Origin of the sequence: Pseudomonas sp. CHM02, from assembly GCF_000612585.1 — a bacterium.
Taxonomy (GTDB): domain Bacteria; phylum Pseudomonadota; class Gammaproteobacteria; order Pseudomonadales; family Pseudomonadaceae; genus Aquipseudomonas.
Genome location: NZ_JFCA01000010.1, coordinates 66,620 through 88,223, shown reverse-complemented (window position 1 = coordinate 88,223; position 21,604 = coordinate 66,620). Strand labels below are relative to the sequence as shown.

Below are 21,604 nucleotides of genomic sequence, written 5' to 3'. Positions count from 1 at the left end.
AAACCTTTCCAAGATCCCCCAAAAAAACTGCCTTGAACTGAACATTCAGGGCAGTTTTACATAAACACAGCACTATGAACTTCTCAGCGCCGCTGCTTAGAAATCATACCGCACCCCCACATTCACCCCCCATGGCTGGTCAACGCTCTTGCCCATGCTGCGCTCCACATCCGCATGCACCTTCCAGTTCTTCGACACGGCCATGGCCAGACCAGCTGCCATTTCAACCCGGGTGCCCGATAGGTCGTTGTTGAAGCTGTTGCCGTTCACCGACACCTTGTTGCTCTGGTTGAACTCATGGGCTACCGCCGTGCGCAAGTACGGTTGCAACACACTGCCGCCATCCAATTGGATATCACGCCCGGCAGTCACACCGGCCTTGCCCACCACCGAAGCGGTACGCGCGCCCTTGGCTTGCAGGCCGTTATCCAGCTCGTAGCTCTGGCGCTGGATGATCGCCGTGGCCAATTGGCCGTAAGGTTCCACGAAGAAGCCGTCGTCCAGCTTGATGTGGCGGCCCACTTCGGCCGAGGCGGTTACCGCATTCTGCGTGTAGTTGCCCTTGGCTTTCTTGCCGTCACTCATTGCCACGTTGGACTCGTTGTGCAAGCGGTTGAACTTGAGCACTCCATCGAAGTAGAAGCCGCTCTCAGCGTCCAGCCAAGTGGCGTAACCACCGGCGTAGTAGCTGTTGACGGTGGCTTTGCTGCCACGGCTCAAGTCCAGGTCGGAAGTGCTGTGACCGGCCAGGAAACCGGCCAACCATTGGCCGTCACCGCCGGACAGTGGCACGTCGGCACCTAGGGTGAAGCCGCGCTGGGTCTGGTTGTAGTGCACTTCCTTGTCGCTGTTGTTCACTTCGAACTTGTTGCCATAGGCACGGCTCCACAGCCCGGCCGATTTACCGTCGCTGTGACGCAACTCACCCATGCGAGTGCGCAGGTTGGTCATCTCACCGTAGAGCACGCTCGGCGCCGCGTTGGCCAAGGCCAGTACGGAGTTGGTGCTCGGGCTGATCACCTTGCTGCCCGGGTCCAGCAGCCAGTCCTTGCTGTCGTTGTCATCGATCAGGCTGTAGGAGTAGGTACCCACATCCACACGATCACCCACCAGGCTGAACTTGGCGCCACCGTCTTCGGTGTGCACCACGTGCAGGCGGTCGGCGCTCAACGGGTCCGCACCGCTGCTGGCGATCAACAACTTGTGGTCACCCGAAGAAGTACCCGTAACGTTGAGGAAGTCGCCAGTCAAAGTGGCGAAGTCCACGCTCATGTTGAACGTGCCGTTGCCCGACAGGTTTTCCACGTCCAGTTGGTAGAACACGCCCGGGTCACCGAACTTGACGTGACCGCCGCTCAGGAACAGGTCGCCCACTTGCTGGTTGTCGACCATCACCCAGGTGGCGTCGCTGTTGATTGCCAGCGTGTCGACGTTCTCCAGGCGGCCGGTGAGGATCGAGCCGTTGCTCAGGCCAACGCTGGCGCTACCGCCGTTGTTGATCACGTCGCCGTTCATGATAGCGCGGTCGAGGTTCAGGTCCAGGGCGCTATCGGTACCCACTTGGATGTTGCCGGTCAGTTCGCTGTTGTTGACGCGCATGTTGGCGTTGCCGCCGGTTTTCAACTCAAGCAGGTTGCCGTTGCTGCCTATCAGGGTAGAACCGTTATTGACATCAATTTCAGCAGTGATCGGTGTATCGACCACAATGGCAGAACCTGCCAGCCCCTCGACACGTGTACCTTCCAAGCGCAGTTCCGGCGAGTTGGGTACGGTGCTGTGTTCCCGGGTCATGCGGATGCCGTCGGTAGCACCGGTGATTTGACTATTGAAGGCATTGGCCGCGCCACCGCGCAGGATCAACCCAGCCTGGGAATCGCCCACCAGTTTCGAGTCATAGAGGTTCAAGGTGCTGTAGGAGGTTACATTGGCACCATAAGTCGCGCCACGGATTTCACTGTTATTGCTGACCTCTGCGAAGGAACCCGTGACCGTCGACGGATTGCGTACCACGTCCAGACCGCCCGCACGGGTGCTGGTGATAAGGGTATTGTTGATGTGTGCAGTGCTGTTGGTCAGTATCACTGCGGTGGTGGTGGCAGTGGATGAAACCCGTGCGCCTGTCAGGTTTACCGTCGAGTCAACCGACTGAATGTCGCGCACTGTCGCACCGCTATGAACATTCAGCGTGGAATTGTTTTTCAGCCGAAAGTTATCAACGTACGTTACTGGATAGACATCTTTGGTCGTTCCGTCCAGTTCTTCCAGTGCCAGGGTTTGCGCGCTTAGGAAACACAGGGGGGCAACAGCGACAAGCTTGATCGCTGCCGATAATTTGGAGAATTTAAAGTCAGAAGAGTCAATCGTGTGCATTGCCAGTGAACCTCAGAAAAAGTACCAGTTCGAACCCGGAGGCCATATCGACCGGCCTTCCGTTTTCCACGGCGCAAAGACTAAGGATTGGAATTCCCTTTTTATGTAGGACTTTCCTTATGAGGAAGTCGTCTAGCTTCAACACAACCCTGGCGTTGGTTAAGCAAGCCGCAATAAAAAACCCTGTGACCCCACAAAGAGGCCAACAGGGTTATGCATGGATCACAGCGACCCGAGCGCTCGCGTCGAATCTGGCACACAGGTGCCCAGTGGTGGGTAAGCACCACGGAAATCCCATTGCACCTGAACTTCATCCGAGGTACCGCGATCCGTTGTGTCAGGGCGATAGATACTCCAGCGCACACCTACCCAACCACGACCGCCGGTACCGGTAAAGTCCCTGAACCACAACCCCAGCAAGAGGTTGATGGTGAAGCCATCCGCGATGTCGTTGAACGATATCTCTCTAGGCGTCGTTTCCATGGTATCTAACGGGGTAGTTTTATCGGCAAATGCGTACCTGGCCGCATGCACAACGACGAGGTCACCGATTTGAAGAGCTGCGTCGTCCTTGATGAAAATAGGGACTGCCACCCAAGGCGCCGGGACTAGCGGAGGCGTCAAGCGGTCGAAGCATCCAAGCCTGCCTGCTGTATTGAGTACCGAGAACACCGGATCTGCAAGCCCCGACAAGCTGTAGAGTTCAACCTTGACGCTCTGGTCGGGAGAGTGCTTGTAGTTGATTGCATCGCGAACCTTGTAATAACAAGGTATGGCATCGCCGTTGCCATACATTTCGATAATGTCCCAACCAATCTCCAACTCAACCTCGAAATCGGGAGCTTCACTACCGGTGACGTTATAAGTGTCAGCCAGCGTCCCGCCCATAATGCCGTAGTAAACATCAATAAAAATGCCGCCGGTTAGCCCTGAAGGAATAATGAACGTCGCCGTGGCCGGGAAACCACGGTCAAGTTCTACCAAATGGTTCTCATGACCTTCATTGCCTCTGACCGTCGGTGGATCATAGGCGGGGTCAACGGGGCCTGGGCCAGGGTTATCCGTATCACCGGGCTCATCTATATTCACCGCAACGGTGATCGTTGGCGAGGGGATAGTCCCTAGCCCGTCACGGCTGATAGTGCAGTGGACATCGGCGTCGTACATGTCCCCATGGGATCTGATCACATCGAACGTAGCCGTGCCATCAAACGGAAAGATAGGGAACACACCTACAGGTTTCTCGTAGATCAAGGTGCCATGCCAGAACATGCGAACAATATCAGTCGAGAGCCAGTCGACAATATTCCCCAAGCGTACCGTTACACCATTACGCGCCTCTTCCTTATCGATCAAAGGCGCCTCCAATACTTCAAAGTCTTCCAACATTGGTTCGTTCGCGGTGGCGACTGTCACAGTCCGGGTAAAAGACGTCTGCGTATTGTTACCTCCACGATCAGTCACATGGTAGGTAATCTCCCGATCGCCCGAGCCGTCTGCCAGGACAGTCGCGGCTGTAAAAATAACTTCAGCGCTGCCTGTCAATGGAAAAACACCCGTGATACCGGTTACATCCTTACGCCCAAAAAATGCCCGCCAGGTGTCTCCCGGGCGGTTGTCTGCCATTCGTTGGATTTGACACACCAAGCCGGGTTTGCCATCCAGATAATCCGGTGTCACTGGCCCCGACAGATCGGTTGGCAGGGTAATGGCAGCCGGCTGGTTATTGAGGTTGGGGTCGAGTGTGTCGACAAAACCAAGGGTGATCTCAGAGGGAGCTACATTGCCATTGGCGTGATGGATCGTATAGGTGATCTCCTTTTCACCATGGGTTTGCAGCGCGGCGTGCGGTTGAACAGTGTGAACAAAAGGATCAGGTGGCGCTGGATCGTCGCCACTATATTCATAGAAGCCAATCAATCGACCGTTCGCACGATAAAGAAGGGTGTCGATTTCCCCCGCATCTGCAAGTGGAAACCAGCGTGGATGGGAAAGAGTCAAACCGCTGGCCTGGACAGCGCGGGGTATGAGATTGGGTTGACCGTCTGCCGATTGCTCAGAGTCGGAGGGATCTACTGGCAAGTTAGGGAGTGCGTTGACAAGCGTGGGAGGAGGCGCATCGGCTAAAACCCTATGCGTCCCTGCGCGCGGTTTACGGGTAGCTTTTGCTTTTGCAGGCAACTTTTCGTTCGCCTGCGTTGCTGGCATTTTGGCCTTCGACTGCGGTGTTTTTTTTGACATGATCCAAAGCTCCTTGCATGGGTGAAAGGATCTGGATCCGGACGACGGCATTTCACCCACGGATCGGCGACCCAGTTAGTCGCAATGTCACTTTTCATCATCCGATATCAGTGCAACCTGATAGCGGCTGGTTCATTAAACAGCGGCCTGAGTGAGTGCGTAACTGTCAAGATTCACAGTTAGACAAAGCTCAACAAGTAGGTAGCTTTGCACTCAACGACTAGAACACGGTGAAACGCCTTTTCATTTCCTGCACGCCGTTAACGAGCCTTTATAAGCCCGAACATTTCTATGCAAACGGTTTGCAACGGCCTGCCCATACCTCAGGAAGGGCCTTATGCCCTTCCCTTTCGCATGCTGACTCAAACAGGTTCAATACAAGGCGGCAGGCCGTTTGGACGAATCAACGTGACCAACACCAGGCTACGATTCGACTCGCCTAACACCACTCCACAACGAACCACCTGATAACTGGTGGTGGCGGAACCGTAGATTGGCTTGTGGGGGTAGTCGTCAGGTTTAACCAACCCAGGGAGCAAGACATGGGGGTTGAATGGCACGGTGAATGGGTAACCGTTTTGTACCCAATTCAGGTTCAAGGGCGGCGAATCCCATTCCCCCTCAGAACCGCTGATCACATGGCTGGAATTGCCATTGGGGCTGGCATACCCGTCCCAGCGCAATCGCAGAACATCACCTACCTCCAGGCGCGTATCGTCGCCAGGGACCAATACCTGAACACCGAAGGACGGATGAGGTGTGAGCGTACACCCAATAAATCCGGAGTCCGGCCCTGGACCGTAGTTCACATCCGGGTATCGAGTGGACTTCAACCCCAGGATAGGTGAGATCGCCACGTTGACGACTTTGTTATTCGATCGCTGGCGGTTCACACCATTGAACGTGCGGTAAAAGAGGTTGACCCGCGCATTGCCAATCGGATCAATGAGTGCCCAGGGAATTTGGAACGCAATCACGGCTCCCGGGTTTTCGCCGACAGCCACAGGGTGAGTCGCCACCGGCACGGGGTTGTCATTCCAGATCAGCTCAAGTAAATCGCCCACGTCGAAGCCGACACCCAGCACCAGCTCCACATTGGCGGGCTGATCGCGGTCGAGGATGGTCAACACATCATCGCCCGACACACCTTTCACCGTTGGACGCAGAAGCAGGGGGTTGATGTAGTTGGGGTTATCCGGGTTGAGTTCGCCGGCTGCGGTGAGGTTTACCGGCACGAACCTGACCACGGAAGGCCGGGCGGCAGCGGCTCCGCGCTGCCAGGTGTAACTGGCCGGGATGCTCCCGCCTGCCAGTTCGAAGTCGCCGTGGGCCAAGACTGGCCACGGGATTGGCACACGAATTGGCCAGACCTGAAACGGCCCTACGATGATTTGTGGAAGGGGTATCAGGTTCCAGGAAGGTGTCACCACATCGTTTTCCAATGCGCCGACGATTTCGAGGATGTTCATGTAGACACCGCCAATTTCACGAGCATCTTCCAAATCAATCCGCCCGTTCGCGCCCGTGCCGAACGCTTGTGGTACTTCCGGTGCAGGAAAACTAATCGGCGAGGGCGTAAGGGCATTCAGTACCACAGCCGTACGCGACGCAGGCCCCTCCCATCCAGCGCGATTAATCAGGTGGTACTGAGCCGAATACTCTCGGTTACTGAGCAACGAGCGAAACGTTTCGCCTTCAAATGCCAGCTCTATAGGTGCACCGTCTTTATGAGCCTGGGTGATTTCCACCGATGCCACGATCTCGTCGCTGCGTGAATGTGGGCGCCGGAGCGCTGGTAGCAACGTCAACTTGCCCAAAGCGCGATCCTCCAGGCGCATATCGGGCCATCGAGGCACAATTGCCACGACTTGATCATCGTGGTCGACCAAGTACTCATCAGTGACGCCGTTATTTTGAATATCAGTGTCAAACATCAACCTGTTCGGTTGTACCCCTTGATTTGGGGCGAGTTTGATCAAGTTTATCTGGATTGGAAATGACGGATCCGCCGGGTTGCCGGGGACCAGCTCAACGATGTACTGCAAACTGTGCGGGCCGGGCGCCGCCAGCAGCTTTTCGGGTATGGCGCCGGCCACACTCGGTAGGTCGCTTGCATCGTAGGGCGCAGTCAACTCCTTCACATCACCAACCAGCTCACCGTCCCACAACCAGGTAACTGTGCTCACCTCACCTGGATCAAGAAGATTCCACCCCGGCCAAATCGATTGGACCTCCACTACCAAAGGGGCGAGTTGGTCCAACCGGTGTATCGTGTAAGCCACTTCATCTGCCAGCAATGGCAGCGCCGCAGGCACCCAGGGCTGGTCCAGCATTCGGGGGATCGGGGTCGAGGGGTTGTACTTGGGCATGTCCACTCTCCTTGGGCAATCAATCAATGACCAGCCATTGACTACCGACGGGAAAGCACCCTATCGACTAGGCCAGGTAGATCATTTAATGCGCAAGTACGCCCTCCGGATACTGTCGGAAATAACAGGTAGGCACACAGATCAGACCAGCGGCAACCGCCACTCAATGGGCGCCTCACCATTCTGCTCTAGAAACTTGTTGGTCCGGCTAAAGTGCCCGCAACCCAAAAACCCGCGATACGCCGACAACGGCGACGGATGCACTGAGGTCAGTACCAGGTGCTTGGTGGCATCGATCAGTTTCTGCTTGCCCTGGGCATGGGCGCCCCACAGCAGGAACACCAGGTGCGGCTGATGCGCGCTGACCACTTCGATAATCCGATCCGTAAAGAACTGCCAGCCCTTGCCCGCATGCGCGTTGGCGTTGGCACGCTCTACCGTCATGGTGGTGTTGAGCATCAGCACGCCCTGATCGGCCCAGCTTTGCAGGTAGCCGTGGTTGGGGATGTCGATGTTCAGGTCGCGCTTGAGCTCTTTGTAGATATTGACCAGCGACGGCGGCGCCGGCACGCCCGGTTGCACCGAGAAGCACAGGCCGTGGGCCTGGCCGGGGCCGTGGTACGGGTCCTGGCCGAGGATCACGACTTTCACCTTGTCCAGCGGCGTTGAGTTGAGCGCGTTGAAAATCAGCGGGCCGGGCGGGTAGATTTCTTTGCCGGCGGCGTGTTCCTGGCGCAGGAACTCGCGTAACTGGGCCATGTACGGCAGCTCGAACTGATCCCGCAGGGCGTGTTTCCAGCTGGGTTCGAGTTTGATACGGTCGTCTTCGGTCATGGTTGAATGGTCTTGTAAAAAAGAATGAGGCGAACCCTAGGAAAGCCGACCCCGCTTGTCAATTGATCTGACACACCACCGACACTTTCCTGCGAAGCGATCATACTCGTCCTTCACCTTCTCGATTGAGGTCACGATGAACCTGCACTTCGAAGAGCTGACCGGCAGCGACGGTGCCCGCATCGGCATCGCCAGCCTCGACGCTGAAAAGTCCCTCAATGCCCTTTCCCTGCCGATGATCCTCGCGTTGGGCGAACGCCTGGACATGTGGGCCAAGGACCCGAACATCGTCTGCGTGCTGTTGCGCGGCAACGGCCCCAAGGCATTTTGCGCCGGTGGCGAAGTGCGCAGCCTGGCGCAGGCCTGCCGCGAACAGCCCGGTGGGGTGCCGGCGCTGGCGGCACAGTTTTTTGCGGCGGAATATCGCCTGGATTATCGCTTGCACACCTACCCGAAACCGGTGATTTGCTGGGGCCACGGCTACGTGCTAGGCGGCGGCATGGGCCTGTTGCAAAGTGCGGCGGTGCGTATTGTCACGCCGAGCAGCCGGTTGGCCATGCCGGAGATCAGCATCGGCCTCTACCCGGACGTCGGTGCCAGTTGGTTCCTGTCGCGCCTGCCGGGCAAGCTCGGGTTGTTCCTCGGCCTGACCGGTGCGCATATCAACGGTCGTGACGCGTTGGACCTGGGCTTGGCCGACCGCTTCCTGCGCGAAGACCAGCAGGACGAACTGCTCGATGGCCTGCTGCAACTGAACTGGCAGGAACAGACCTCGATGCAGCTCAACAGCCTGCTCAAGGCGCTGGCCCAGGAAGCCGTCGAGCAGCAACCGGAGGCGCAATGGTTGCCACGTCGGGCACAGATCGACGAATGGCTGGATGTGGGCGATGTGCGGTGTGCCTGGCGCGCCTTGAGCCTGCTGAGTGAGCATGCCGATCCACTGTTCAGTCGTGCCGGCAAGACGCTCAGCGAAGGCTGCCCGTTGACCGCGCACCTGGTATGGGAACAGATCCAGCGCGGCCGGCATCTGTCCCTGGCGCAAGTGTTCCAGATGGAATATACCCTGAGCCTCAACTGCTGCCGTCACCCGGAATTCAGCGAAGGGGTGCGCGCGCGGCTGATCGACAAAGACCAGACGCCGCATTGGCATTGGCCGGATATCAACGCGATTCCGGATGCGGTGGTGCAGGCGCATTTCAATAAGGCATGGGAAGGTCGCCATCCCTTGGCCGATCTTTCCGATTATTGATTAGCTGCGCCCATAAAAAAGCGGCGCTTCATGCGCCGCTTGGCAATGCAGACGTATCAACGGTGACCGCCGCGGCCACCTCCATGGTCGGAACCGCGGCCGTGCCCACCATTCCCCCATCGGTTACCGCCGCCCCAGCCTTGGTTCGGGTAAGGCCGGTAACCCGCACGCGGTCCGTAATAGCGCGGTGCTGGCTGGTAATAACGCGGCGCCGAATAATAGCGCGGTTGTGGCGCGTAATAGCGCGGTGCAGGGTAGTAGTCACGCCGATACTGGTACGCCGTACCACCACCGTAGTAATACACCGGCGCCGGTGACGTGTAGACCTCGGATCGATAGTAACTCTGGCCTCCGTCGTAATAGGGCACACACGCGCAAAGGGTCAGACCGAGTAAAACGATGAGCAGCAGTCGTCGATACATGGCGGCCTCCTGGACCGCGGAAGAGCACCTCCAGCGACGCGGGAGGGCGGCATTCAGCTTTCACTGAATGACGAAATATCTGACATCAAAAACGGAATCTGGTGCGTTTTTGCAACAGCTTGATACATCTGCGCAAACGTCTTCGATCACGTAATTTATCGAGGTCGCACCTGGCCACGCCGTTTAACCAACAGACCAGCAAGTTCCAGCGCTCAGTAGCCTGGGCAGGGTCGGCCCTGTATCGTACAAGGCACACGGGACTCTCCGGAACCTTGCCCGATCCTGCACGAACCTGCCCATGACCACGCCAACCCTTTGCCCTGCCTGCGGCGCCCGCAACGACTGCTCCCTGGCTGACCCACGTACGGTCGACCAGGCGTGCTGGTGCTACAGCGTCACCATCGACCCGGCTGTGCTCCAGGCCCTGCCCGACGAATTGCGCAACAAGGCTTGCCTGTGCCCGCGTTGCGCCCGGGTCGATGAGCAACTGCGCGGGGTCGAGCCGACGTAATGCGGGTTGATCGTTTCCTCAGTAACCTGCCGCGTTTCAATCGCAAGCAAGTGCGCCTGTTGCTGGTTGAGCGGCGTGTGTCGGTCGATGGTGTGACCGTCAGCGATCCCCATCATGACGTGCGGGAATTCAGCCGCGTATGCGTTGACGATGACGTGCTGCAGGCAGGCAAACCAGCGCGCTACTTCATGCTGCACAAACCCCAGGGTTGCGTGAGCGCCACGGCGGATCCGCAGCACCCGACTGTGCTGGATTTAATGGAGGAGCCGGGCAAGGACGAATTGCACATTGCCGGTCGCCTGGACTTCAATACCACGGGTCTGATGCTGATCACCAACGACGGCCAATGGTCGCGACGCCTGACGCAGCCGCAGACCAAACTGCCTAAGGTCTACCTTGTGGAGACCGAGCAGGACATCGGCGCAGAGTACGCCGCAACGTTCGCACGGGGCCTGTATTTCGCGTTCGAGGACCTGACCACCCAACCCGCCGAGTTGGTGTTGCTGGGGCCGAGAACCGCACGGTTGAGCATCGTCGAAGGACGCTATCATCAGGTGAAGCGCATGTTCGGGCATTTTGATAACAAGGTGATCGGCCTGCATCGCGAGCGCATGGGGCCCTTGGTGCTGGATCCAGCCCTCGCACCCGGTGAGTATCGAGCGTTGACCGATGACGAAATCCGAATGGTCTGACGACCGTTCGGCCGGTGATGGCAAAAAACCGCTTCATCGCCTTGCGGCGTGCCCGCTCTGCTGCTTGAATCAGGACCACCAGTTTAAATATGACTGGCGAGTCGCCTATAACCTCCAAGAAACACATTGCCCCGCCCGCGCTTGATCTACGGGCCCTTCAGGCAAACAGCCCGCCATAACAACAGCCGTCGGCCAGCCGTCATCGGATCGACATGGGCCTCTCTTTCCAGGCGTATGCCTACCTGTCACAAAGCTCGTGCAGAGTGATCTGCGCGCCCTACCCGCTTGCCAGGAGTCTTACGACATGAGGCCAGAAATCGCTGTGTTGGATATACAGGGTCAATATCGGGTTTACACGGAGTTCTATCGCGCGGACGCTGCTGCAAAGACCATCATCCTGGTCAACGGCTCCATGGCCACCACGGCATCCTTCGCCCAGACCGTGAAAAGCCTGTACCCGCAATTCAACGTGGTTTTATACGATCAGCCCTACGCGGGCCGTTCCAAAATCCACAACCGCCATGAGCAGATGCTGACGAAGGAAGTCGAAGGCCAGATCCTGTTGGAACTCATCGACCACTTCGCCGCCGAACACGTGCTGTCCTTTTCCTGGGGCGGTGCCGCAGCCCTGGTCGCCCTCGCCCACCGCCCTCGTCGCGTGGAAAAAGCAGTGATCAGCTCGTTCTCCCCAGTGATCAACGCACCGATGCGCGACTACCTGGAACGCGGCGTTTACTACCTGGGCAACCTCGACCGCGACCGCGTCGGCCACCTGGTCAACAGCACCATCGGCAAACATCTGCCGTCGCTGTTCAAGCGTTTCAACTACCGACACGTGAGCAGCCTGGCCGAACATGAATATGGGCAGATGCACTTTCACATCAGCCACGTGCTGAACAGTGATCGCCTGTGCTACCTCAAGGCCGCCAAGCAGATCGACATTCCGGTGCTGTTCCTGAACGGCGAATGGGACGAGTACACCAGTGCCCAGGATGCCAAGCTGTTTGGCCAGCACGTGGCCAACAGCAGCTTCAGTACCATCCAGGCTACCGGGCATTTCCTGGACATGGAGCACAAGGCGGCATGCCGGGACAGTCGGGACGCGGTGGTGGGCTTCTTGAAACCGCAGCGCCAGGTCAGCCGATTGCGTTATCACCATGGCCAGACGCAGCATGCGTTTGCAATCTGAGGCGTGGGAGCTGGCTTGCCTGCGATAGCATCACTGAAGTGTGACGGCCACACCGAGGTGTCCATATCGCAGGCAAGCCAGCGCCAACACCCACATTTTTGAAGAAAAACTTCAAATCCCGATGAACATCTGGTACAAAGTCAGCCGCTCTGAGCGGGTATAGTTTAATGGTAGAACAGTAGCTTCCCAAGCTTCCGACGAGGGTTCGATTCCCTCTACCCGCTCCACTCAAATTCGCGCTCCCCGTCAGGTTGTTCTTTGGCGGGGATGCACAAAAAAACCGGTCCTTTGAGGCCGGTTTTTTTATGGCTGCGATTTGAGGCCCCTGTCATTCGCGCCGAGAAAACCTGTACAAACTAATATTTTTGTACAACTATAATCCCAAAGCGCTGACGCACGATCACGGAGCCGAGCAATGATACGTCTACTGGTTTCATTGTTACTGGTACTGAGCTTGAGCAGTTGCGCCAACGTAGGCGTCGAGCACTACGCAGGCCAGCAGCCGCAGTTGGACCTGGAGCGGTTCTTCAGCAAGCCCGTCAAGGCCTGGGGGATTTTCCAGAAGCGCTCGGGCGAAGTGGCCAAGCGCTTTGAAGTGAATATCGCCAGCCGACGCGAAGGTAACGCGTTGATCCTCGACGAACGCTTCCTGTACAGCGATGGCACGCGGCAACAGCGGGTGTGGACGCTGACACCCGATGGCCCGGGGCGCTGGCGCGGTCGGGCGGGTGATGTGGTCGGCGAGGCCATTGGCGAAGTGGCGGGTAACGCACTGCGTTGGCGCTACCGACTCAACCTGCCGGTAGACGGTTCGGTCTACGAGGTGAGCTTTGATGACTGGATGTACCTGATGGACGAAGACACCCTGATCAACCGCTCCAGCATGACCAAGTTCGGCGTCGAATGGGGCCAGGTCACGCTGTTTTTTCGTCGCCAGTGAATGACCCACAACGGGGGTGAATCATGAATCTGCACAGGCTGACTGAACTGGCAGTAAAAGGAGAAATTCGCGAGCTGCAGCTGCTGTCGCTGGAGGGTGGCTTCTACATCGCGCGTGTCAGGCTGGATCATGTGGAAATGACGTTGCTGGGCGATGACAACCAGCCGCTGCGCATCCGCTCCACCACGCATTTACGCGACCTGTTGCAACGGGTTCCGCCGTTTCCCTGCGTACTGATGCAACAGTGCGTACACGATGAAATGTGCGGAGTTCGGGAAGGCCCCATTGGCGCATTGCGGATTCCGTTTACGCTGGATTCATCCGTTTAAGGCTGTGCATGTTTCGGCTGCAAGGCTGCCAGTACATGGCCAGGATCATTAACCTCGGATCCAACAACATAACGGAGGAAAGACCTGAGCTTACGGTACGAAAAGAGGCAATCAATCCTCCCTCTGCGTCCCCCGCTGCACCACCCACGCCAACGGCAGCGTCACCCACAACACCCCCGCCAGCACCATCACCGCCACTGGCACGCCCAACGTATCCCCCACGCCACCGAACACCACGGGCGCCAGCGCCCCGCCACCAATCGTGCCGGTGTAGAACACGGCAAACGCCTGTTCGCGTTTCTCGGCTCCCGCCAGGTCAGGCACGGCGCCGTACAACACCGACGACGTGCCATTGAGCACCAGCCCCAGCAGCGGCAACATCACCATCAGCCCGGTCAGCGGCAAATACACCGCAGCGACGATCAACAAGGCAGTACTGCTTTCCGTCAGCCACACCGTCCTCATCATGCCGACGCGCGCGCCCAGGTAGCCGCACAATAACTTGCCGAACGCGCCACCGATAAACAGCAGGGTCAGGGCCAGGCCAATACCGGCGGTGCCCGCGCCCTTGGCTTGCAGCAGAAACGGCAGGAAGGTGAGAAAACCCATGCGCACGGCGCTGTCGAGGGTACCGGTGAGGATCAGTGCGCGCAGCCCCGCGGCGGAGCCGATGCCGATAGGCGAGTTGGTTTTTTTGCGCGTCGCCGAGGCATGCGACTGGCTGGGAATCAACCACCACAACAGCCCCGCCGCAGCCAGCCCCAACAATCCCAGGAACGTGGCACTGGCGCGCCAACTGATGACCGTGAGCAACAGGCCGACCAGACCGGGAACCAGGGTTTTGCCGATGTCGCCGGAGAAGTTGTACTGGGACAAGGCCTGCTTGATGCCGCCACTGTCCTCGTAGGCATCGCTGATCATCGAGGAGGCCAGCGGGTGTTGCGTGCTGGCGCCCAAGCCGCCCAGCAACAGCGCCAGCAGTAACATCATCAGTCCAGTGGCTTGCCCCACCACTAGATAAGCCGCACCGGCGAGCGCGGTTCCGCCTACCAGCATCGGTACACGGCCCCAGCGTTTCGCGGCGCGGCTGGCCATGAGCTGGAACACCGCCATCATCCCTGAATAGGCCCCGCGCAACAGTCCGACCTGGGCGTAGGACAGGGCGAACTGTGACTGCCAGATCGGCAGCAACACGTAGATGACGTCGGTAAGGCCATCATGCACGGCATGGGCGCTACAGCCGGCGATCAGTGTGCGGCGACGGGTTGATAATGCGGGAGCGGGCACGGCGACGGTGTCGTTCATGGTGTCGGGATCAGTTCAGGTTTAAGGGGTTTCCAGCCGGTCAAGGCAATCAGCAAAGTCACTATCTGGAAGGCCATAATCAGTGCCACGCACCCGGCCCAGCCCCAGCGCTCCCAGATCAACGCCGGAACAATCGCACCGCAACTGCCGCCCAGGTAATAGCACGTGAGGTACACGCCCACGGCACCGGTTTTGTTGTCGCCGGCGGTAGCGGCAGTGAAGGCGTTGGCCGCCGCCTGGGCGAGGAACACGCCAGTGGAACTGAGGGCCAGGCCCACCACGATGCACCACAACGAGGGCACCAGCGTCAGCGCTGAGCCGCTGATGCCGAGCAGCGCGGCAACGCTGAGCAGTTCGGCGTGAGGCCGGGACTTGCTGAGGCGACCGGCGATGGGGATCACGATCAGCGCCAGCAGGAACACCATGTAAAGCGTGCCCAATGCTGCAGACCCCAGGTTGAATGGCGGTAATCCAAGGTACAAGCCAGCGTAGGTAAACGCCGCGACCTGGGAGAACAACACACAAAAACCTACAGCGTAGGCCGCCAGCAAGGGCTTGCGAAAAACCGCCGACAGCGCGGTTTGGGCCGTCACCGAGCGCGCACGACTGACCGGCAACAGGAACTGGATAAACCCGCCCACCATCAGGCTGAGCACCGCCAGCAATTCAAAGGCTTCGCGCCAGCCTACGTATTCGGTCATCACCCCCGTGACAAAGCGCCCGGCAAACCCACCCAGCACGGTGCCCGCCACATACAGGCTGGTGACTTCCGTCACCGTGCCGCCACTCCAGCGGCCGCCGATATAGGCCACGCTGGTGGCAAACACCACCGGGATCAACATCCCTTCGACAAACCGCCATACCAGCACTTCGGCGAAGCTGTCGGCATAGGCCGTCATCAGCGCCGGCACCGCCAGCAGCAAGGCCGCCACGCTGATCACCGTGCGTTGCTCGAAACGCCCGGTCAGCCGGCTGACAAACGGCGCAGTGATCGCCACGGCCAGCGTCGTCACGGTGATGCTCCACCCCGCCGTCTTGGCGCTGATATGAAACTGCGCGGCAAAAGTCTGGAGAATGCTCTGGGTGGCATACAGGTTGAGAAACGCCGCGCAGCCACACAGGAACAGGGCAAGGCGGGCACAATGCAGGCGCGGTTTCATGAAACCTCTCGTTTTATTTTGTGAGGTCTTTATAGAATGGCCGGCGGGTCCTGAACCAATACCGATTTCGGACCGATCAATACCCAAGGATCAGGATGCTCGACCTACGCAAGCTGCGTTACTTTCTGACCGTCGCCGAAGAACTGCACTTCGGCCGCGCGGCCATTCGCCTGCACCTGGCGCAGCCGCCGCTGACGCGGCAGATCTCGGCGCTCGAGACTGAGTTGGGCTTCAAGCTGTTTGACCGCACCAGCCGCACCGTCACCCTCACCGCCCAAGGCCGGTCATTCCTGCCCTACGCTCGCGGCGTGCTGGAGCAGGTGGAATTGGCGCAGGTGATCGCCGGGAAGCTGGCGGCAGGCACCGCCGGGCAGCTTGCGTTGGGATATGTCAGTTCGATCGCGCTGTCAGATCTATTCAGCCAGGCGATCCAGGCGTTTGCCCAGCGCTTTCCCGACGTGCAGTTGACCCTGGTGGAATGCGCCTCCGGCAGCCTGGGCGCGCAAGTTGCGGACGGGCGGCTGGATATCGGGCTAAGTCGACTGCTGCCAAAGGGCGAAGAGGTGCATGCGCTGTCCCTGGGCGAAGAGCGCTTGGTGGCCGCCGTTTCCAGCGACAGCCCGCTGGCCAATCAGCCCAGCGTCAACCTGGCGCAGCTCAGTGCCTACCCGTTGATTCTGTTTCCAGCCGATTATGGCTCGGGGCTCAACCAGTCCATCGAACAGCTCTACCGCCACCACGGCCAGCCATTACGCCCAGGGCCGACTGGGCGGCAGATCACATCGATCATTGCGCTGGTGGCGGCCGGGCAAGGGGTGGCGTTGGTGCCGGCGTGTACGCAGAGCCTGATGAATAAAGGCGTGACGTACCGGCCGTTGGTGGAGGGGGATGCGTGCGCGCAGTTGTTGGTGCTGACCCGGACTGAAACAAAAAGTGTGCTGGTTGATGAGTTTCTCGCCGTCATTGCACAGATCGATGAATAGGTACTGCACCACCCGGAAGAAAAAAGCCGTTCCGGGTTCCTGGCGTCGGCAGCGCTGAAAGTGCTTCAGCAGGAACATTGATTAAGCCTATCCCTACAGGAATAAGAATATTCGCCTATCACTATGGGATACGCCTTCCCCAAAAACAGGACAACCCAGAATGCTCCCGCGCGGACAAAAAACGTCGAGGCCGGTCTTTAGAAAAGTCGTGGGGCTGGTGCTGATCATTCCACTGCTGGCCCCACTGATACCCTTGCCCCCCGTAGGTCTCGGACGCCTTGTATCAATAGCGACCGTTGCCGGGTCCATCTATGGCGCGTGGTACGCAAGGCAGCATGCCAGTCGAGGTCTGACAATCGGCGCGACCATCATCGCTCTACTCAACCTTGGCTCACTGGTCGCATTGTCGACGCCCTCGATAGTCTGGTTTATCTTCCAGGTCTCCTGGGTCTATGGGTCGGGCAATTGGATTCACTGGCGTTTTTAGCCGCGTGGAACTCCATCGCAAGAAACAGGGTTCCCCCACGGTTTACAACACGGACAGTGACGCCATACAGCGTCAAGGATCAGGCCCATGCCCTACGAATACAAACTCATGCCCTCCCCCGTCGGCCAACTCACGCTGGTTGCGCGCAACGGCAAACTCGGCGCCATCCTGTGGGAAACCGAGCGCGCCAACCGCGTGCGCCTGGGTGAGTTGCGAGAGGCGAATGACAGCCCGGTGCTGCTGGAAACCGAACGCCAGTTGCAGGAATACTTCGCCGGTACCCGCCACCAGTTCGAGCTGGAACTGGACTTCTCCGGCACCGACTTCCAGAAGCGAGTCTGGCAGGCATTGCTGACGATTCCTTTCGGCGAGACCCGCAGCTACAGCCAGATCGCACAGCAGATCGGTAACCCGAAAGCGGTACGCGCGGTGGGCGCTGCCAATGGGCGTAACCCGATTTCGATCATTGCGCCGTGCCATCGGGTAATCGGCGCATCGGGCGGGTTGACCGGGTTTGCCGGGGGGCTGGAAGCCAAGCAGTATTTGCTCGCGCTGGAGGGCACGGGCCAGGCGGAATTGGCCTTTTGAAGTAGCCGACGACGAAAACGTACACCGTTGTTCATTCAGCTAAATGTAAAAAGAAATTTCAAAGATTCCCTGCGGTCCATTATTTCATTACCCCCCTTCCAAAGGAAAAACGGTCATGAAATTCTCCGCAGTCTCCCAATCCCTGTCCCGTTGGGCAGGCAGCCCGCGCACGTTCTACGCGGCGGTGGCGTTGATCCTGGCGTGGAGCCTGAGCGGGCCGTATTTCCACTACAACGACACCTGGCAACTGATCATCAATACCTCGACCACCATCATCACGTTCCTGATGGTGTTCCTGATCCAGAACACGCAGAACCGCGACAACGACATCCTGCATATCAAAATCGATGAGCTGCTGCGCGTGTCCAAGGATGCGCAAAATGCCGTGTTGAGCCTAGACGGGCTGGACCGTAAAGAACTGGAGAAACTGCGCAAGGAATACCGCAGCATCGGCGCGACGGGCAGCGTCAGCCTCAACAGCAGTTGCGGCGAGCATGCCGACGATGCGGCGCAGATCAGAACCGATTTGAACCAGGCATGAAAAAACGGCGGTTGGAGAAGCTCCAACCGCCGTTTTTTTCAGCTCAAGTGACGGACTCAACCGTCGCCTTGATGACCTTTGCCGTAAGTCGATGCCAATGCGCGGGCTTTCTGCAGACGCTCTTCCAACTTGGGCAGCGTCTCATCCACCAGGGCTTTTATTTCCGGCACATCCGACGCTGCACCTTCCTGCTTGAACAGGGCGATGGCATCTTCGTTTTCCTTCACCTGTTGCGCGGTGTAGGCCGCATCAAAAGAGTCGCCGTCCTTGAGTTCGGGCATCAGGGTCTCGGCTTTGTCGACGATCTTCTCACGCGGCGCCACAGGCAGGTCGAGCTTCTTGGCGATGGCCGCCAGATGCTGGTTGGCCAGGGTGCGCTCGTTGATCACCTCGATGGTGTAGTCCTTGATTTCCTGGGACGAGGTCTTGGCGTGGGCCATGCGACTGGTTTCGATATCGGCCATGCCTTTGGCCGAAGCCTGCTCGATGAATTCAGCAGGCGACTGGGCGAAAGCATTGCTGGCGCCGAGGCCCAGCAGCATCGCGAAACTGGCGGTGCGTAACCGGATAGCCATGCGGCTCATGATGGGTTCCTCCAGGGTAAAAATAGGTGCGGGGGAACACACCCCGCCCTCAATTCGAATTTTCAGGGCGGCAAAGGTTTAGAAAAAACTCGCCAGTGCGACGAACGGTCGTCATCGAATCAGGCGGGTTTGCTGCCAAACAAGCCCGGCAACGCATGCGCCAGAGCGTTGATGGCGAAACCGATGAACATCACGCCACAGAGTCTGGTGATCAGGATTTCATGGCGCTGGTACACCGTGCGCACCCGCTGTGCGCCGACCACGCCGATCAGGATCGCGTAGGCCAGCAGCCCGCCGACGAAGCTCAGGAAGATCAGCGAAGGCAGCATCGACCAGGTCAGCAACTCGGCACGGCTGGACAGCAACGCCGTGAATGTCGCCACAGCCACCGGGTACGCCTTGGGGTTGGTCAGACCGAACAAGATGCCATGCCAGAACGGATGCCGTGCCGCGCCCTGAGGCGCATCGCTGCTGCGACGCTGGGTGCGAATCGCGCGCCAGCCGAGCCAGAACAGGTACAGGCCACTGAGCACGCCGAGCACATCAAACGCACTGCTGCCCACTTCCCGCGCACCCACGATGGCGATCAGAGCCGTCGAGCACCACACCACATCCCCCAGCAGGTGCCCGCACAGGAACCCCGCGCCGGCACGCCGGCCACGGGCAGCGCCAATGCCAAACACGGCCAACACGCCTGGGCCGGGCGTAATACCGTAGATAAAGCCTGAAGCAAGGACGGCGAGCAGCAAGGATGGGGTCATGGGCGCGACTCAGAAGAAGGTTGAACGGTGAAGGGATTCTGCACGTTCCCGTGCTACGGGTAAAACTTCATTCCGGCATAAGGCTTGGCGCGACACGCTTGCAGCCGTGAGGCCAGGTCGCCGACATGGGCTTCGAGCTTGTGACCATCAGGGTCGAGAAAATAGAACGAGGCACCTTCACTGCGGTTGTCGCGCCATTCTTCTACCTGCGCCGCTCGCAGGCGCTCTACGAACCTGGTGAAGTCAGCCGCAGCCACGGTAAACGCGTAATGGGAGTAATCGGCGGCCGGCTTCGAGTCGCGCAGCGGATCGAGCGATAAGCACAACCAAAGGCCCGGCAGTGAGAGATAGGCGCCGGCATGCCAGGTGGCGTCGAGGTGAAGTTGCAGCAGCTCATGGTAGAAGCGGATGCTGCGCGGCAAGTCGGTGACGGCCAGGGTCAGGTGGTTGAAGCCTGAGAGCATGGATACTCCTTTCACAATCGGAGCGCCCCCTGACGAACGGGGGAAACCAGGGACGCGGTGACAATGTAGTATGTTGCACTACATGTCACTACAACGAGGTCGTCATGTCTGTCATGTCCCTACGTATACCGGAGGATATCGCCGATACGCTTGCCAGTCTCGCCAAGGCCACCGGGCGCAGCAAATCCTTTCTGGTGGTTGACGCATTACGCGAATACCTCACGCGCGAAGCCTGGCAAATTGAGGAAATTCAAAAAGCACTGAAAGAAGCGGATGCGGGCGATTTCGCTACCGCTGCCGAGGTAAAAGCTGTCGCTGACAAATGGCGCATTAATGCAGGTTGAGTGGCTGAGGGCAGCCCTCAGGAACCTTGACGATGAAGCCGCTTATATTGCTGAAGAAAATCCAAAAGCTGCCCACGAATTTGTCCAGGCAATCTTGACTGGGCTCCAACAGATTGCTGAATTTCCAGCGATGGGAAAAGAGGGACGCGTGCCAGGGACTCGCGAATGGGTCGTGCCTAGATGGCCCTACATTGTCCCGTATCGCATCCGAGAGGGCCGATTGCAAGTCATGCGGATCTTCCATACCCGGCGCCAGCCACCCGCATCCTGGTGATGAAGGCTCAGATTTGTAACACCCCCTGCACCTGCCTAACCAACCACTGCAACCCCGAATCCCCACCCCGCCGTGCATGCCACGCCAGTTCGAACGCAAACGACGGAATATGAAAGGGCGGTGGTACCGCCAGCAAATGCGCGTGATCAATCTCCAGCAAGCCTCGGGAAGACACGGTCAGGATCAAGTTCGTGCCGCGGATCAACTGCGGCGCCACGCCCCAGTGCGGCAGGCTGATCGCCACATGCCGACGCTCGCGAATCGCTGTCAGCGCCCGCTCGATTTCCGGCGTGCCGCTGCCGCGCATTTCCAGCAATACATGGGGACGTGACAGGTAGGTGGGCAGATCCAGTGTGCCGCTTGCCGCAAGGCTGTCGCGGTCGACCAGGCAGGTGTAGTGCTCTTCGAACAATGGCGTAGTCCGCAGTTCGGCGGGCAGGTCGGGGAACACGCCAGCCGCCAAGTCGAGATCGCCATTGAGCACGCCATCCACCATGCCCTCACGGCTGGCCTGGATGATTTGCAGGTCGATACCCGGTGCCTCACTGCGCAGCGTACGCACCAGGTTGGGTAGGAAAATCGCCGCACTGTAGTCAGACATCGCCACACGAAACCTGCGCTTGGCCGATTCAGGATCAAAGCGATTCGGCGCCAGCAGGGCCTGCACCTGGGCCAGGGCCTCAGCCAATGGCGCTGCCAACTCCAGCGCGCGAGCCGTCGGCACCAGGCTACCGCCCTGACGCACCAGCAGCGGGTCACCCAGCAGATCGCGCAAACGCGCCAGCGCATGGCTGACCGCAGGTTGGCTCAAGTGCAAACGCTCAGCGGCACGGGTGACGTGTTGCTCGCTGAGCAAGGCGTCGAGGATCACCAGCAGGTTGAGGTCGATGCGGCGCAGATCATTCATCAGCTGCATGCTCGGCATGAGAACTTGGAATTTAAATTTGCGTGACGAATAGCCTAGAGT

The 21,604-nt window shown here is 58.9% G+C and carries 22 protein-coding genes, 1 tRNA gene and 1 pseudogene; 13 read left to right on the top strand and 11 right to left on the bottom strand.

What is annotated here, in order from left to right; genetic code table 11:
- Positions 1–96 precede the first annotated feature (96 nt).
- From BM70_RS0107250 to ung, 4 genes are all read right to left on the bottom strand, one after another.
- Positions 97–2,370, bottom strand: a complete 2,274-nt coding sequence (locus BM70_RS0107250) for an autotransporter outer membrane beta-barrel domain-containing protein (RefSeq protein WP_025855387.1) — start codon at positions 2,368–2,370, stop codon at positions 97–99.
- Positions 2,371–2,592: 222 nt separating this feature from the next.
- Positions 2,593–4,611 carry a hypothetical protein gene (locus tag BM70_RS0107245; protein WP_025855386.1) on the bottom strand — a complete coding sequence of 673 codons (2,019 nt, stop codon included), beginning with the start codon at positions 4,609–4,611 and terminating at the stop codon, positions 2,593–2,595.
- Between the two features lie 362 nt (positions 4,612–4,973).
- Positions 4,974–6,980, bottom strand: a complete 2,007-nt coding sequence (locus BM70_RS0107240; protein WP_025855385.1) for a hypothetical protein — start codon at positions 6,978–6,980, stop codon at positions 4,974–4,976.
- Between the two features lie 141 nt (positions 6,981–7,121).
- Positions 7,122–7,814: a uracil-DNA glycosylase gene (ung, locus tag BM70_RS0107235; protein ID WP_025855384.1), complete on the bottom strand. Its 693-nt coding sequence runs from the start codon at positions 7,812–7,814 to the stop codon at positions 7,122–7,124.
- A gap of 136 nt (positions 7,815–7,950) precedes the next feature.
- Between ung and BM70_RS0107230 the strand changes: the two genes are divergently transcribed.
- Entirely contained in the window at positions 7,951–9,063 is a 1,113-nt protein-coding gene (locus tag BM70_RS0107230; protein ID WP_025855383.1) for an enoyl-CoA hydratase/isomerase family protein, read from the top strand.
- Positions 9,064–9,119: 56 nt separating this feature from the next.
- Here BM70_RS0107230 and BM70_RS32195 read toward each other — a convergent pair whose 3' ends face one another.
- Positions 9,120–9,485, bottom strand: coding sequence for a hypothetical protein (locus tag BM70_RS32195; protein ID WP_081782042.1), 366 nt, complete (start codon positions 9,483–9,485; stop codon positions 9,120–9,122).
- 298 nt (positions 9,486–9,783) lie between these two features.
- Between BM70_RS32195 and BM70_RS0107225 the strand changes: the two genes are divergently transcribed.
- The 6 genes from BM70_RS0107225 (at position 9,784) to BM70_RS0107200 (ending at position 13,146) form a co-directional block, all read left to right on the top strand.
- Positions 9,784–9,996 carry a cysteine-rich CWC family protein gene (locus BM70_RS0107225; RefSeq protein WP_025855382.1) on the top strand — a complete coding sequence of 71 codons (213 nt, stop codon included), beginning with the start codon at positions 9,784–9,786 and terminating at the stop codon, positions 9,994–9,996.
- Positions 9,996–10,688, top strand: a complete 693-nt coding sequence (locus BM70_RS0107220) for a pseudouridine synthase (protein WP_025855381.1) — start codon at positions 9,996–9,998, stop codon at positions 10,686–10,688. Before BM70_RS0107225 ends, BM70_RS0107220 begins: the two co-directional genes overlap by 1 nt.
- 304 nt (positions 10,689–10,992) lie before the next feature.
- On the top strand, positions 10,993–11,877 hold the full coding sequence (locus BM70_RS0107215; protein ID WP_025855380.1) for an alpha/beta fold hydrolase: 885 nt from the start codon (positions 10,993–10,995) through the stop codon (positions 11,875–11,877).
- Positions 11,878–12,030: 153 nt separating this feature from the next.
- A tRNA-Gly gene (locus BM70_RS0107210) sits at positions 12,031–12,104 on the top strand.
- Between the two features lie 188 nt (positions 12,105–12,292).
- Positions 12,293–12,817: a DUF3833 domain-containing protein gene (locus tag BM70_RS0107205; protein ID WP_025855379.1), complete on the top strand. Its 525-nt coding sequence runs from the start codon at positions 12,293–12,295 to the stop codon at positions 12,815–12,817.
- A 23-nt stretch (positions 12,818–12,840) separates the two neighbouring features.
- Complete coding sequence (locus tag BM70_RS0107200; protein ID WP_025855378.1) at positions 12,841–13,146, top strand: DUF6482 family protein; 306 nt, start codon at positions 12,841–12,843, stop codon at positions 13,144–13,146.
- 111 nt (positions 13,147–13,257) lie between these two features.
- Here BM70_RS0107200 and BM70_RS0107195 read toward each other — a convergent pair whose 3' ends face one another.
- On the bottom strand, positions 13,258–14,451 hold the full coding sequence (locus tag BM70_RS0107195) for an MFS transporter (RefSeq protein WP_025855377.1): 1,194 nt from the start codon (positions 14,449–14,451) through the stop codon (positions 13,258–13,260).
- Positions 14,448–15,611 carry an MFS transporter gene (locus BM70_RS0107190; protein ID WP_025855376.1) on the bottom strand — a complete coding sequence of 388 codons (1,164 nt, stop codon included), beginning with the start codon at positions 15,609–15,611 and terminating at the stop codon, positions 14,448–14,450. The genes BM70_RS0107195 and BM70_RS0107190 overlap by 4 nt, the downstream gene beginning before the upstream one ends.
- A 95-nt stretch (positions 15,612–15,706) precedes the next feature.
- On the opposite strand from BM70_RS0107190, the gene BM70_RS0107185 reads away from it, so the two are divergent.
- The 4 genes and pseudogenes from BM70_RS0107185 to BM70_RS0107170 all read left to right on the top strand — a co-directional run bounded on the left by BM70_RS0107185 (position 15,707) and on the right by BM70_RS0107170 (position 18,210).
- The gene (locus BM70_RS0107185) at positions 15,707–16,594 is read left to right on the top strand and encodes a LysR family transcriptional regulator (RefSeq protein WP_025855375.1); all 888 of its coding nucleotides are present in this window, start codon (positions 15,707–15,709) and stop codon (positions 16,592–16,594) included.
- A pseudogene (locus BM70_RS33905) lies at positions 16,595–16,675 on the top strand (type II toxin-antitoxin system HicB family antitoxin); the annotation flags it as partial.
- 493 nt (positions 16,676–17,168) lie between these two features.
- Entirely contained in the window at positions 17,169–17,669 is a 501-nt protein-coding gene (locus BM70_RS0107175; RefSeq protein WP_025855373.1) for a methylated-DNA--[protein]-cysteine S-methyltransferase, read from the top strand.
- 115 nt (positions 17,670–17,784) lie between these two features.
- On the top strand, positions 17,785–18,210 hold the full coding sequence (locus BM70_RS0107170; protein ID WP_025855372.1) for a low affinity iron permease family protein: 426 nt from the start codon (positions 17,785–17,787) through the stop codon (positions 18,208–18,210).
- A 56-nt stretch (positions 18,211–18,266) separates the two neighbouring features.
- Here the strand turns inward: BM70_RS0107170 and BM70_RS0107165 are convergent, their stop codons facing one another.
- The 3 genes from BM70_RS0107165 to fos form a co-directional block, all read right to left on the bottom strand.
- Positions 18,267–18,794, bottom strand: coding sequence for a DUF4142 domain-containing protein (locus tag BM70_RS0107165; RefSeq protein WP_016975135.1), 528 nt, complete (start codon positions 18,792–18,794; stop codon positions 18,267–18,269).
- A 119-nt stretch (positions 18,795–18,913) separates the two neighbouring features.
- Positions 18,914–19,555 carry a LysE family translocator gene (locus BM70_RS0107160; protein ID WP_025855371.1) on the bottom strand — a complete coding sequence of 214 codons (642 nt, stop codon included), beginning with the start codon at positions 19,553–19,555 and terminating at the stop codon, positions 18,914–18,916.
- A gap of 53 nt (positions 19,556–19,608) precedes the next feature.
- On the bottom strand, positions 19,609–20,019 hold the full coding sequence (gene fos / locus BM70_RS0107155) for a fosfomycin resistance glutathione transferase (RefSeq protein WP_025855370.1): 411 nt from the start codon (positions 20,017–20,019) through the stop codon (positions 19,609–19,611).
- A gap of 104 nt (positions 20,020–20,123) precedes the next feature.
- Between fos and BM70_RS0107150 the strand changes: the two genes are divergently transcribed.
- On the top strand, positions 20,124–20,363 hold the full coding sequence (locus BM70_RS0107150) for a CopG family ribbon-helix-helix protein (protein WP_025855369.1): 240 nt from the start codon (positions 20,124–20,126) through the stop codon (positions 20,361–20,363).
- Positions 20,353–20,637 (top strand): type II toxin-antitoxin system RelE/ParE family toxin, encoded by a 285-nt coding sequence (locus tag BM70_RS0107145; RefSeq protein ID WP_025855368.1) that lies wholly within the window; start codon positions 20,353–20,355, stop codon positions 20,635–20,637. Before BM70_RS0107150 ends, BM70_RS0107145 begins: the two co-directional genes overlap by 11 nt.
- 7 nt (positions 20,638–20,644) lie before the next feature.
- Here the strand turns inward: BM70_RS0107145 and BM70_RS0107140 are convergent, their stop codons facing one another.
- Positions 20,645–21,562 (bottom strand): LysR family transcriptional regulator, encoded by a 918-nt coding sequence (locus BM70_RS0107140; protein WP_025855367.1) that lies wholly within the window; start codon positions 21,560–21,562, stop codon positions 20,645–20,647.
- Positions 21,563–21,604: the final 42 nt, after the last annotated feature.